Raw genomic sequence first — 13,892 nt, forward strand, 5'->3', positions numbered from 1 at the left:
CTCTATGGCTCAAATGAAAATTTTGTATATACTTGGTGCATTTGGCTCCGGAGGAGTGGAGAGTGTTGTATTAAATATACATAAGAATATAGATCACTCAAGATTTAAGATTGATTTTGTATTATTTAATGGTTTAGATCATAGTCGTAAAAAAGATCTTGAAAAATACGATTCGAAAATTTATTTCATAGAACGTAGTGGAAAGGGAATTGGGAAATTTATATCTGAAACATATAAGATATTACGTACAGAGAAATATGATGTTATTCATGCACATACTAATGAAGCAGCCTTATTTTCTGCTATAGCTGGAACCTTAGCACGCACTCCAGGAAGAATATGTCATTCTCATAATACAAGTTTCGGAAAAAACGAAAAAATAATCCCATTTTTTAGAGTTCCATTTAAATTATTTTCAACAGAGCTATTTGCTTGTTCGAAATTAGCAGGTAAATCTTTATTTGGAAAAAAGGCTGACTTTACTGTGATTAATAATGCTATAGACGTCAAAAAGTATAACTTTAATCCTACAGTTAGGAAAGAAATACGAGAGGAACTTGGCCTTGAAGGGAAATTTGTAATTGGTAATGTGGGCCGACTATCTTATCAAAAAAATCATAGTTTTATTCTGGATGTCTATAAAAATATAGTGAAAACCAGAAAAGATACTGCATTATTACTTATCGGTGATGGTGAATTAGAGGAAGAGATAAAAAATAAGGTTTATGAGCTAGGACTTGAGAATAAGGTTAAATTCTTAGGTGCTAGAAATGATGTAAATAAAATTTTACAGGCTATGGATGTATTTTTATTGCCATCCCATTATGAGGGGCTACCAGTCTCGTTAATAGAGGCTCAAAGTGCAGGTTTGCCATGTATAGTTGCAGATACGATAACAAAGGAAGTAAAAGTTACAAACTTAGTAGAGTTTGTATCTTTAACTCAGTCAGTTGATTATTGGACGGAACAAATTCTTAAGTATTCAGATGATGATACAAGGGAGAATACTTTTGATGAGATGAAACAAGCAGGGTATGAAATGGAAAGTTCGGTTAAGGGGATTCAAAAAATATACGGGAAATATGCAGAGGGGGAAGGTGTGTGAAGCTAAAAAAAACCAATAAGATGCTTTTGGCATTTCTTTACTTGGGATATATTGGGATACTGTGGTTGATTTTGAAGCGGACAGAGGGCCTTAGCTATGAGAAATGGATGATATATATAAATGCAACATTGCTTATAACAATATTTATACAATTAATCTTTATGAAATATTTAAGGATTAATATAATATCAATCGCAGGGATGTTTTTAATATTTTCGTATGTATTCCATTTTTCACATTTGTTTCTACTCTCAATTAATTATAGTTTTGTAGATCTAGCATATGGTGTCGGTTTATATAAATATGGGGAAGATATATATAGAGCAGTTATGAATTTTAGCATGCTTAGTGTAGCTTCTTTATTTTTGGGTATGATGCTTGCTAAGAAATCTAAGGGGAAAGAAAATCCTAGTATTAGTGTGAAAGGAATAAATAAAAATCAACAATACTATGGTGTGTTAGGTGCTATTTTGCTTGTTGTTTCACTTCCAATAGATTTATATCTATTATTTAATCAAATCAAGCAAATGGGTGCAGGAGGATATTCTTCTGTTCATGAGTTTGGGGTGAATTTAGGTTTAAGATATGTATCTTATTTAGTTAATCCGGCAATTTTTTTGCTTATGGTTTCTAATAAAAATCACAAATGGAAAGCGAAATGCATCTTGATAATTTATATATTATATAAATTTATTACAATGTTCACTGGCATGAGGGCATATGCAATATTAAATATACTAATTATGTTATATTTATATCATAGTTCTGTAAAAAAATTCAATCGAAAATTTGTGATTTTGGGTAGTTTTATAGGGTACTTTATCTTGTCCTTATTTATTGTGATTAGAAATACAAGAAGCTATGGTTTAAGTTTTGACAAGATTTATGAGGGGTTATTATCTAATCAAAGTAATCCTATTTTAGGAACCCTTGAAGAGTTCGGATTGACGATAAATGTTGTTTGTGAGGTTATAGAAAAAGTCGGTAGTAATGGATTGGTAGATTATGCAGGTGGAATGCAAATAGTTACTGCTAGTATGTCTGCAATTCCATTCGTATCAAGTATATTTAGTAATATCAATTTTACTGAATATAATTTAATAGAGAGACTGGATATCTGGCATCTTGGAGGATCGTATATAGCAGATTTTTATTTTGATTTTGGTACTAAGGGTATCTTTGGTATAGCTATATATGGTTTCTTAATTCAATTATTTAGCCAATATATCGAAAAAAACTTAAAGCAGATGAATTATTATAAGGTAGCTATGTTTATTCCAGCTGGTATAGATATAATTTTTTCAGTGCGTTCTACTATTACTAAAATACCAAGGGTATTGTTATGGATACCGATATTTATGTGGTTATTAGAAAAAATAGTAACTAGGAAAAGGCATAACCAACAAATCAACTATAAACATATTGATAGTTATCCAAATGGAGGGAAAGTGGATGATTAAAGTAATAAAAGAGAGAGTGATTAAGAATAATAAATATATTCATTATTCCCTTCTCTGGATTTTCAGGTATATGCCTAGAATTATGACATTTAATTTTTTTCGTATGCTTAGGAAATATGGCATCTACAGTGGATATAATTATGAAAAACTTAAGGGATTTAAGGATAAGCATAAAGGTGAACGTTGTTTTATAGTAGCAACAGGCCCAAGTTTAAAGCTAGAGGATTTAGAAATGTTAAAAAATGAATCTACATTTAGTATGAATTCCATTGTATTGTCTTATGGAGATATGAGCTGGAGACCGACTTATTATGGGATACAAGATTTAAGAGCTTATGAGAAGTTAAAAGAAGCCATTTCTACTGCAAATATGCCATATACATTTTGTGGGATATCTACTAAAAAACTTTCACCTCCAATATCAGGTGATTTTATTGCGTATCCTTTAAATTTGTTAGATCATAATGGAGTCAAATTAAAGCATTTCACAAAATTTAGTGACGATGCTTTTTCCGTAATATACGATGGATTTACCATAACCTATTCCCTAATGCAATTGGCTGTGTACATGGGATTTAAAGAAATATATTTGTTAGGTGTAGATTGTAATTATACAGAAAAGGGGAAAAATTATTTAAAAGATTATATAACACAAACTGATCTTAATGCAGGATATTTAATGGCACAATCGTATAAAGTTGCACAAGAATATGCAGAAAAAAACGGTGTGAAAATATATAATGCATCTCGAGGTGGGAAATTAGAAATCTTTGAACGAGTCAATCTGGATGAATTAACATTTTTGAAGGGTAATGTGGATGAGAATAATGTCAATTATCAATAAATATAAAAATACACCAGCGCCTATTAAGGCTTCTTTTTGGTTTTTAATATCTAGTATACTTACAGCTGGAATACGTTTTTTAGTTACTCCAATATATACAAGAATTATGAGTGAGACTGACTATGGAACCATAGGTTTGTTTAATGCATGGCAAGCAGCGTTGACGGTGGTTGTTACTCTTTCATTATCTGCAGGTGTTTTTAGTAATGGATTACTTGATTTTAAAGAGGATAAAGCTAGATTTGCTTCTTCAATTCTTATTCTATCAAGTATTTCTGCAGGTGTGTGGTATATAATATTTTTAATTTTAAAGGATAGTGTACTTAATATAACTAACCTATCTAATTTACAAATGACAATAATGTTTATAGGCTTTTTGGTAAATCCGGCTCTTGGATATTGGTCGGCTGAACAAAAATTTGACTACAAATACAAAGGATTAACTGTAGTAACTGTATTAACAGCTATGGCATCTCAAATAATAGCAATTATTGCAGTGCTACACATATCAGGAGATAAAGCTACTATTGTGATAGTAATTAGTGGGCTTATAAATATATTTGTTAATAGCATGATCTACATTTATATTTTATTACGTGCGAAATGTTCAGTTAATTTGCGGTACTGGAAGTATGTGCTTGTTTTTAATTTACCACTCATACCACATTACTTATCTTTCTTTGTTTTATCGCAGGCTGATCGCATTATGATAGCAAATATTATAGGGGTAGATAAGGCTGGTATTTATACCTTAGGTTATACAGCCGCATCAATTCTTCAAATTATATATGCGGCCATTAATTCCTCACTATCTCCATTTACTTTAAAAAAAATGAAAGAACAAAAATATAAAGAGATAGGCAAGGTGGCAAACTACATTTTAGTCATATATGGTGTTGTTAGCATTATGTTTATTAGTTTTGCTCCTGAGATAATAAGTATCTTAGCACCACCAAGTTATTCTGAAGCTATGTGGATAATTCCTCCTGTTACTATTGGTTTATATTTCTTTGTTGTTACGGGGTTCTTCACTAACATAGAGTTTTATCATAAAAAAACGGTATTTATTATGATTTGTACTGTAGGTGCCGCATTGTTAAATATACTACTTAATTACATCTTTATACCTATGCTGGGATTCATTGCAGCGGCGTATACCACTGCTATAGGTTATTTGGTTTTTATGATACTTCACTACTTGTTTATGAAAAAAATAGAGAGTAATAGTATATATGATATTAGATTCTTTATCCAGGTATCAATTGTATTTATAGCTATTAGTATTTTTCTTATGACCCTTTATAATTTTCTTATTGTTCGTTTGATCATCGCATGTATAACATTTACTGCTTTGTTTTACAAAAGAAGATTTATAGAACAAAAAATAAGAGAAATGTGGATTCTTAAATAAAGTATCTAACAAGGAAAGGTAGGATAAAAAAATGAAAGTTGTTGCAGTAATACCAGCCCGATATGGTTCTACTCGTTTTCCAGGAAAACCTTTAGCTGAAATCAAGGGTAAGCCCATGATTCAACGTGTTTACGAGAGAGTAAGTTTGGCTAATTTAGTTGATGAAGTAATAATAGCAACCGATCACGAGTCAATTTTGAATAGTGTAAATGTGTTTGGTGGAAAGGTTATAATGACTAAGGCCGATCATGAATCAGGTTCGGATCGTATTGCGGAAGTAGCTGAAAAGGTTGAAGGGGACATATTTATCAATATACAAGGTGATGAACCACTTATTCATCCAGAACTTATTGATAAAGTTATAAAGGAAAGTAAGAATGATACTAGTAGCGTTATAACGGCTATGAAAAAGATAGAAGATGAAATAGAAATAGATAATCCCAATATAGTGAAAGTTGTAACAGCAAATAATAATGAGGCTTTATATTTCTCCAGATCCCCTATTCCTTATAATCGAGGTGCTGAAGAGATTGATTTGTATAAACACTTGGGTATTTATTGCTATCCCCGACCAATATTAACTGAGTTTGTAAAGTTATCAAAATCTAAACTTGAAAAGATAGAGATGCTGGAACAGTTGCGGCTTCTTGAAAATGGTTATAGTATAAAAGTTGTTGAAACTGCCTATGAGGCTGTAGGAGTAGATACTCCAGAAGATATAAAAAAAGTCGAAAGATTAATGGAGGAAATAGTATATGGTTAAGACTATAAAATTAAATGATAATATTACATTCGGTGGAAATAATCCTTTTGTATTGATAGCAGGTCCTTGTGTAATTGAGAGTGAGCAACTTGTAATGGAAACTGCTGCAGCTGTAAAAGAAATTACAGATAAGCTAAATATCCCGTTTGTTTTTAAAGCATCTTTCGATAAGGCTAATCGATCCTCGATATTTTCAAATAGAGGTCCTGGAATTGAGAAGGGCTTGGAAATATTATCAGATGTTAAAGAGAAATTTGGTATACCTGTTACTTCTGATATTCATGAGGCAAGTCAGGCGGAGCTTGCTGGACAAGTCTTGGACATTATTCAAATTCCAGCATTCCTTTGTCGTCAAACAGACTTACTAATTGCAGCGGCAAAAACAAATAAAATTATTAATGTTAAAAAAGGGCAATTCCTTGCTCCATGGGATATGAAAAACGTTATCGTTAAATTGCAAGAAGCAGGTAATGAACAGATTCTTCTTACTGAGAGAGGGTCTACTTTTGGTTATAACAATTTAGTAGTTGATATGCGTTCAATACCACAGATGAGAGAATTAGGAGTACCTGTTGTTTTTGATGCAACACATAGCGTTCAAATTCCGGGAGGGCAAGGAACCACTACTGGTGGAAAGAGAGAATTTGTACCTTACTTAGGACGTGCGGCAGCAGCTGTAGGAATGGATGCGTTATTTACAGAGGTGCACCCAAACCCAGATAGCGCCTGGTCTGATGGACCAAATATGATTAAGCTTGAAAATCTAGAAGAGGTGTTAAAACCAATTGTTGATATAGATAAAATTGTAAAAGGAATTAAATAATTGTAAAGGGAGTCCATCGATGTCTAAATTAATTAATAGAACTACTAAGAGTGATTATTCTAAGGATATTCAAGACGTCCTTTTTAAAGAAGCGAAGGCCTTGCTTGAATTAAGTGATAACATTAGTGAAGGCATAAATGAAACAGTTGAAATGATACTAGAATGTAAAGGACGACTTGTAATTACTGGTGTTGGTAAGTCTGGTATTGTTGGTAAAAAGATGGCAGCTACATTTGCAAGTACTGGAACCCCCTCATTTTTTTTACATCCCGCAGAAGGGTTACATGGCGACTTAGGGATGGTAACATCAACTGATATAGTATTAGCACTTTCTAACAGTGGAGAATCGGAAGAGGTCCTTAATATTGTACCATCTGTTAAAAGAATTGGTGCTAAAATTATTGGGCTAGTAGGTAATGAAGATTCAACATTAGCGAAAAAGGCTGATCGAGTATTGAGTATTGGAAAAGTACAAGAAGCTTGTCCATTAGGATTGGCACCAACTACTAGTACAACACTAACCCTAGCTCTTGGGGATGCTCTTGCAATTGCTTTATTAAAGGCGAGGGAATTTAAACCAGAAAATTTTGCAGTCTTTCACCCAGGAGGTTCTTTAGGTAAGAGATTATTATTAACGATAAGAGATATTATTGAAGACTATGATAAAAATCCAATTGCTTTTCGTGAGTCCAGTGTAAAAGATGTTATTTTTAAAATGACATCTTCGGGGCTAGGTGCAATAAGTATAGTTAATGAGAAAGGTAAAATTATTGGAATTCTTACAGATGGTGACTTAAGACGAGCCTTGGTTTCAGGGGTTAATCCATTAGAGGAAACAATTGAGAAAATTTATAATGAAAATCCTATAACTATTAGTGAAAGTACATTAGCCGCAGAGGCTTTAGGGATTATGGAAGAAAAAAGAATTAATGTGTTGCCTATAGTGGATGAATATAGACAGCCAGTTTCAATGATTCATCTCCAAAATTTAACGAAGTTAGGAATTTAAGTATAATGAAAAGCGAAATAAAATTAATTGTACTTGATGTTGATGGGGTTTTAACTGATGGCAGTTTATTAATTGGTTCTAATGGGAATGAATATAAGAGCTTTAATGTAAAGGATGGAATGGGCATTAGTTTAGCGAGATATGCTGGAATTAAATTTGCCATTATTACTGGAAGGAAATCTGAAGCAGTTACAATAAGAGCTAAAGAATTGGGGATAGATTTTGTTTATCAAGGTATAAAAGATAAACAAAAAATTCTTCAAGAAATAATAGAGTTACTGAATATTGATAGAACATGTATTTGTTTTATGGGTGATGATATAAACGATTATTCGATAATAAGAGAGGTAGGAATATCTTTTGCCCCAAGTGATGCAGTAGATTATATAAAAAATCATGTTACATATGTTACTACAAATAAGGGCGGACATGGTGCAGTAAGAGAAATGATAGAAGTTATACTGAAGAAACAATTAGACTATAATAATCTTGTAACAGATTACTTAAATAAAAAAGAAAAAATTATTCAGTAGGGATATATATTTAATTTTTGTAATGTAAAAGGAATGAGTTTTTAAAAAAGTATAGTAATCGAAGATTTTATATAGTGAGGTATAACTATGGATAATTGCGTAATTTGTAGAAACCATTGTATAAAGAAGAATGTAATTTTCGAAGGGGAAAATATGATTGTATCTTTGGGGAATGTAGAATCACAAATCTTGGGATACGTATATATAGAACCTAGAAGACATGTAGAATCTTGGTATGAATTAAAAAGCGATGAGTTACTGGAGCTAGGACTAATTATCCAAAAGGTGTCTTTGTTTCTAAAAAGAGAGTTAGGGGCAGGACGTGTATATACTGTAACGATTAGTGAAGTTGTGAGGCATCTTCATATACATGTTATTCCAAGGGAAGAAAATTCAGATATTAAGGGATTATCCTTAATTGAACAAGCTACTCAACAAAAGGTTATTCGAGATGAAAAAATTTCTGAACAAGAAATTGAAACTTTTAAGAGAAATATGCAAGTCTTTTTGAAGAATGAATTTAAGACGTTGTTATAAATGTGATTTTATGGTGTTAATAAAAATAGAAGATAAGTGGAGTCGTTACGGCTTCACTTATTTATTCGGTTTATAAAAAATCACATATTTCTCCAAGGTTTATAAAGGAAATGAAGTAGTATAAATTAATAAGGCGATATTTTTGATAGGAAATTGTTCTTGAGTAGATATGAAATAAGGGATTATTATATAAATTGAAAGAGGGCTAAAGGAATGAAAAAGAAAATCCTATTATGGATACTAGGAATTATAGGGGTAATGATTATAGGTGGAGGAGTATACGCTTATAATGTATATTCTAAAGTCTCAAATACATTAAATGAAGTTCATCAACCATTAAAACGTGATAAAGATTCCAATAGTTCGGAAACAGCAAAAATCAGCAAATCTGAACCTGTATCTATCCTATTACTAGGAGCTGATGAACGTGGTGAAGATAAGGGTCGCTCAGATTCTTTAATGGTTATTACATTAAACCCCAAAAATAATTCAATGAAAACTGTAAGTATTCCCCGTGATACGTATACAGAGATTGTTGGAAAAGGGAAAAGTGATAAGATCAATCATGCTTACGCATTTGGTGGCGTAGACATGTCTGTAGCGACAGTGGAAAAATTCTTGAATGTTCCGATTAACTATTATATTGAAGTGAATATGGAAGGATTTAAAGACATTGTTGATGCGGTTGGCGGTGTTGATGTGAATAATGATTTAGAATTTTCTCTTGGGGAGCATCATTTCAAAAAGGGGAATATCCACTTAACAGGTGACCAAGCTCTAGCATTCACACGTATGCGTAAGGAAGACCCTCGCGGTGACTTCGGACGTCAAATGCGTCAACGTCAAGTAATGCAGGCTGTTATTAAGAAAGGCGCAAGCTTCTCTTCTTTATCAAGCTACGGTGATGTGTTAACAGCGATTCAAAAGAACGTGAAAACAAACTTAACGCAAGATCAAATGTTTGATATGCAGAAGAACTATAAAGATTGCTTGAAAAATAGTGAAGATATCCAAATCTCAGGTGACGGTCATAAAGCCGCTGATGGTATTTGGTACTACTACGTTCCAGATGCAGCGAAACAAGATATTACGAATAAGTTAAGAGCGCATCTTGAAGTGACTAAGTAATATGTAATAACCCAACTCCTTTGGTAGGAGTTGGGTTTATTTTTGCATGAATTTATATTAGTATTATATATTGTGAGATTAATAGATGAGGTGAATCGATGAATAAGAAGGCAGTACTTGTCCTAGTTATTTTTGTATTGTTTATCGCTTCGGTTGTGAGCGGTAAATTGTACTGGAATAAGAAAGTCGCGAATGCGACAGGGCAGACGAGTGAAGTAACGAAAACGAAGTCTGAAGTGAAAGATAGTGGAGAGAAGAAAACAGAGAAAAAACAAGATGCGAAGTCATCTTTTAATGAAGCATATGCGAAGAATTTACCAGATGCAGTGAAAGAGAAGTTAAAGAAAGCTGCTGAGGATAAGAAGGCAGTAAATCTTGTTATTGTTGGTGATGAAGCTACTTCATCTGAAAAAGATGCTTGGGCAGCTAAGTTAACGGCTAATTTAGAGACTGCTTACGGTAAAGGTTTATGGAATGTGACGGTAAAGGAATATAAGGGTGAAAGCACAGAAGAGTTAATCGCAAATAAGCGTGATAAAGAGATTGCGAAAGATAATCCAGATGTGATTTTATTCGAACCGCCATTTATTACGGACAATGGTAAAACTGGTAATGGAAACTCTGTTGCGAGTACGCAGAAATTTGTTCAAGCACTTTCTACTAGTGCAAAGGGTGCTACGATTATGATTCAACCACCAAACCCAGTGTATGGTGCGAAGAATTATCCAAAGGCAATTGAGGCGTTAAAGCAATTTGCGACGCAAAATGGTTATACATATGTGGATCATTGGGGAGTATGGCCTGATGCATCAACGAAGGCTATCCTGCCATACTTAACAGAAGAATTCGGTTTCCCAAGTGCTAAAGGGCATGAAGTTTGGGCACAATATGTAACGGATTATTTCGTTGCTAAGTAATAAAGGTACACAAAAGGTATACGAGCAATCGTATACCTTTTATAATAAGAGAGTGAGTAAGAAATCCTAATATATGTAGGAGGAATACAATGAATTCAATTCTAATCTGCGGCGGAGCTGGCTATATCGGTTCTCACGCTGTGAAAAAATTAGTAGACGAAGGTTTATCTGTAGTAGTAGTAGATAATTTACAAACTGGTCATGAGGATGCAATTACGGAAGGTGCGAAGTTTTATAATGGCGATCTTCGTGATAAAGCATTTTTAAGAGATGTTTTTACACAAGAAAATATTGAGGCGGTTATGCATTTCGCAGCTGATTCTTTAGTTGGAGTTAGTATGGAGAAGCCTCTTCAATATTATAATAACAATGTGTATGGTGCACTTTGCTTATTAGAGGTAATGGATGAGTTTAAGGTAGATAAGTTTATTTTCTCTTCTACTGCGGCGACGTATGGTGAGGTAGATGTAGACCTTATTACTGAGGAAACGATGACAAATCCAACGAATACGTATGGAGAAACGAAGTTAGCAATCGAGAAGATGCTTCATTGGTATAGCCAAGCTTCTAATTTACGTTATAAGATTTTCAGATACTTTAACGTGGCTGGTGCAACTCCAAATGGTATTATTGGGGAAGATCACCGTCCAGAGACGCATTTAATTCCTCTTGTGCTGCAAGTGGCGTTAGGTCAACGTGAGAAGATTATGATGTTTGGTGAGGATTATAATACACCAGATGGTACTTGTATCCGTGATTATATTCATGTTGAAGATTTAGTGGCAGCTCACTTCTTAGGACTTAAAGACCTACAGAACGGCGGAGAGAGTGATTTCTATAACTTAGGGAATGGTAATGGTTTCAGCGTGAAAGAAATCGTTGATGCGGTTCGTGAAGTTACAAATCATGAAATTCCTGCTGAGGTAGCACCACGTCGTGCGGGAGATCCAGCACGTTTAGTTGCTTCTTCTCAGAAAGCGAAAGAGAAGTTAGGATGGGATCCTCAGTATGTAAATGTGAAGACAATCATTGAGCATGCTTGGAATTGGCATCAGAAGCAACCTAATGGGTATGATAAATAGATATAATAAGTGAAAGAGAGGGTATTGTCGTTCAACATATGTTCGACAATACCCTCTCTTTTTTTATAAGATTTTTGCTATACTAAACTGTACTATAATACGGGATGGAAGGAGGAGAATAATGAAAATACTTGTAGTTGATGATGAATCGAGTATTCGTAATTTGATTCGGATGCAGTTGGAGATGGAAGGGTATGAAGTGTTGACAGCGGCTGATGGGAGAGAAGCTTTAGAGAAATGGAATGAAGGGCCGGATGTATTGATTTTGGATGTTATGCTTCCAGATACAGATGGGTATGAATTGCTTCGTTTGTTCCGTGAAAAGGATAGGGATATTCCAGTACTCATGTTAACTGCGAAGAGTCAGATGAATGATAAATTGCTTGGGTTGCAGCTTGGTGCGGATGATTATGTGACGAAGCCATTTAATTATGCAGAGCTTATTCTTCGGGTTAAGAATATGACGCGGCGCGTGAAGAAGGCAGAGGTAACGGTCAGTCATGAAGTAATCGGGGCGGGAGAGATAACGATTTGTCCTAAGGAAAGAAAGGTGCATGTTAGTGGACAAGAAATTCAGTTAACGTACCGAGAGTTTAATTTATGTCAGTTGTTTGTTTCAAATCCGCAGCGTGTATTTATGAGAGATGAGTTACTTGAGAAAGTATGGGGGTTTGAGTATATCGGAAATACGAGAGCAGTTGATATTATGGTGCAAAGGCTGCGGAAGAAGTTAGGGAAGAGCGGAGAATATATTAAGACAATTTATGGCGTTGGCTATAAACTGGATTGTTAAGTGGTGATGGTATGTCTTTAAAAAGAAATATGGTGTTTGGAATAGTTGGATTGTTAATCCCGATTTTTGTTCTTTTGTACGCAGTTGTTTATATTACGTTAGAAAAGAATATGTATCATAACGCGGCAAATTCTTTGGAAAAGTTAAGTGTAGAAGCACAAATTTATACGATGAATTATTTAGAGAAGGAAGCAGAAGTGGAGACGCTCGGTCCTAATTCACTTTTAATTGCTTCGTATTTAGCGAAGCGCATGGATGTACGTGTACAGATGATTGGGAAGAATGGAGATGTTGTTGCAGATACGCAAAAGGGAGCACTTCTTCATCGGAATATTGATATTGAGAGTTCCTTGAAGGGGAAGAAATCTTATGTTTTTGAAGAGGGAGACCCAGCTCCAATTCTTTTGTTTTCAAGCCCAGTTTATTATGGAAACGATGTCATTGGAAGTGTTCGTTTTATAAATGAGTTAACGGGTGAGAAGGAAGTTTTAACAAATGTTGGCTGGACGTTCTTAATGACGTCTCTTTGTCTAGTAGCTGCGGGTATTTTCTTTGCGATTCGTTTGGCAAGGTCTCTTCATAAGCCGATTGATCAGTTAAGGCAAATGGCACAGCGGCTTGCGAATGGAGATTATAAAAGTAAGATTGAGCTAAATGAATATGTGGAAATTGCTCAGCTCTCAGCATCTTTTAATGCGATGGCTGATGGAATTGAACTACATATTAAGCAATTGAAAGAGGAGAAAGAGAAGCAGAAAGATTTCTTAGACCGCATTACGCATGAACTAAAAACACCGCTAACGGCGATTATTGGCTATGTAGATTTAATTCCGAAGTTAAAGGCGAAGGAAGATGTACAGGAAAGCCTACGTTATGTGGCTGTAGAAAGTGAGCGTTTATTATCACTTGTAGAGGAATTACTTAAGTCTTCAAAGTACGGGACGAGTACGTTTGAAGTGTCACCTACAGTTGTGAATATAAAAGAATTAGCAGAAGAAGCCGTTTCAATTGTGAAACCTCGCCTGCAGCAATTTGAAATTGAAGTGATAAATGAGTTAACGGATGTACATGTTGTTGCAGACTTTGATAAGACGAAGCAAATATTCTTAAATGTACTTGATAATACGATTAAATATAGCGATGCTACGCAAATTCGTATGAATGTAATTGTAAGTGAGCATGAGGCGAAGGTTTTTGTTCATGATGATGGTATTGGTATAGATGAAGGTGTGCTTGCAGAGTGGAATGAATCGCCAGGAGGGAAGGTACTTCCTTCTAGTTACGGGAATGGTTACGGTTTGTATATTTGTCAGGAGATTATGAATAAGCAGGGCGGAAGTATGCGAATTGAGAGTAGTGAAGAGATGGGTACTACGATATTTATTACATTTTTACTTCCGAAACGGATGGAAGACATAAAAAACTTGAAAGCGGTTAAATGATACATTTATGAAACAATTATGCGGTATTTTCGAAACAACGTTTTT

Annotated in this window: 14 protein-coding genes; all 14 read left to right on the forward strand. The window is 34.2% G+C overall.

Features of this window, described 5'->3' with window-relative positions; all coding sequences use genetic code 11:
- Positions 1–4: 4 nt before the first annotated feature.
- The 14 genes from QCI44_RS01160 to QCI44_RS01225 all read left to right on the forward strand — a co-directional run bounded on the left by QCI44_RS01160 (position 5) and on the right by QCI44_RS01225 (position 13,847).
- Complete coding sequence (locus QCI44_RS01160) at positions 5–1,105, forward strand: glycosyltransferase family 1 protein (protein WP_327812893.1); 1,101 nt, start codon at positions 5–7, stop codon at positions 1,103–1,105.
- On the forward strand, positions 1,102–2,565 hold the full coding sequence (gene wzy, locus QCI44_RS01165) for an O-antigen polysaccharide polymerase Wzy (protein WP_098485637.1): 1,464 nt from the start codon (positions 1,102–1,104) through the stop codon (positions 2,563–2,565). Before QCI44_RS01160 ends, wzy begins: the two co-directional genes overlap by 4 nt.
- Positions 2,558–3,409, forward strand: coding sequence for a 6-hydroxymethylpterin diphosphokinase MptE-like protein (locus QCI44_RS01170; protein WP_327812891.1), 852 nt, complete (start codon positions 2,558–2,560; stop codon positions 3,407–3,409). Before wzy ends, QCI44_RS01170 begins: the two co-directional genes overlap by 8 nt.
- Entirely contained in the window at positions 3,393–4,820 is a 1,428-nt protein-coding gene (locus tag QCI44_RS01175; protein ID WP_179891540.1) for an oligosaccharide flippase family protein, read from the forward strand. The genes QCI44_RS01170 and QCI44_RS01175 overlap by 17 nt, the downstream gene beginning before the upstream one ends.
- Positions 4,821–4,851: 31 nt before the next feature.
- The gene (gene kdsB, locus QCI44_RS01180; RefSeq protein WP_353810976.1) at positions 4,852–5,583 is read left to right on the forward strand and encodes a 3-deoxy-manno-octulosonate cytidylyltransferase; all 732 of its coding nucleotides are present in this window, start codon (positions 4,852–4,854) and stop codon (positions 5,581–5,583) included.
- Positions 5,576–6,406, forward strand: coding sequence for a 3-deoxy-8-phosphooctulonate synthase (kdsA, locus tag QCI44_RS01185; protein ID WP_327812889.1), 831 nt, complete (start codon positions 5,576–5,578; stop codon positions 6,404–6,406). The genes kdsB and kdsA overlap by 8 nt, the downstream gene beginning before the upstream one ends.
- Before the next feature lie 19 nt (positions 6,407–6,425).
- Positions 6,426–7,415: a KpsF/GutQ family sugar-phosphate isomerase gene (locus QCI44_RS01190; protein WP_327812888.1), complete on the forward strand. Its 990-nt coding sequence runs from the start codon at positions 6,426–6,428 to the stop codon at positions 7,413–7,415.
- Between the two features lie 5 nt (positions 7,416–7,420).
- Positions 7,421–7,948 carry a KdsC family phosphatase gene (locus QCI44_RS01195; protein ID WP_327812887.1) on the forward strand — a complete coding sequence of 176 codons (528 nt, stop codon included), beginning with the start codon at positions 7,421–7,423 and terminating at the stop codon, positions 7,946–7,948.
- Between the two features lie 87 nt (positions 7,949–8,035).
- Positions 8,036–8,485 (forward strand): HIT family protein, encoded by a 450-nt coding sequence (locus QCI44_RS01200; RefSeq protein WP_327812886.1) that lies wholly within the window; start codon positions 8,036–8,038, stop codon positions 8,483–8,485.
- Between the two features lie 213 nt (positions 8,486–8,698).
- On the forward strand, positions 8,699–9,613 hold the full coding sequence (gene tagU, locus QCI44_RS01205; RefSeq protein ID WP_098506265.1) for a polyisoprenyl-teichoic acid--peptidoglycan teichoic acid transferase TagU: 915 nt from the start codon (positions 8,699–8,701) through the stop codon (positions 9,611–9,613).
- 98 nt (positions 9,614–9,711) lie between these two features.
- Positions 9,712–10,530 (forward strand): SGNH/GDSL hydrolase family protein, encoded by an 819-nt coding sequence (locus QCI44_RS01210; RefSeq protein ID WP_098591678.1) that lies wholly within the window; start codon positions 9,712–9,714, stop codon positions 10,528–10,530.
- An 89-nt stretch (positions 10,531–10,619) separates the two neighbouring features.
- Positions 10,620–11,612 carry a UDP-glucose 4-epimerase GalE gene (galE, locus tag QCI44_RS01215; protein ID WP_346724785.1) on the forward strand — a complete coding sequence of 331 codons (993 nt, stop codon included), beginning with the start codon at positions 10,620–10,622 and terminating at the stop codon, positions 11,610–11,612.
- A gap of 121 nt (positions 11,613–11,733) precedes the next feature.
- A complete protein-coding gene (locus tag QCI44_RS01220; RefSeq protein WP_000699564.1) occupies positions 11,734–12,405 on the forward strand; it encodes a response regulator transcription factor in 672 nt (223 codons plus the stop codon).
- Between the two features lie 11 nt (positions 12,406–12,416).
- Complete coding sequence (locus tag QCI44_RS01225) at positions 12,417–13,847, forward strand: HAMP domain-containing sensor histidine kinase (protein WP_033659976.1); 1,431 nt, start codon at positions 12,417–12,419, stop codon at positions 13,845–13,847.
- Positions 13,848–13,892 lie beyond the last annotated feature (45 nt).

The organism is Bacillus cereus group sp. RP37 (assembly GCF_040459695.1).
Taxonomy (GTDB): Bacteria; Bacillota; Bacilli; order Bacillales; family Bacillaceae_G; genus Bacillus_A.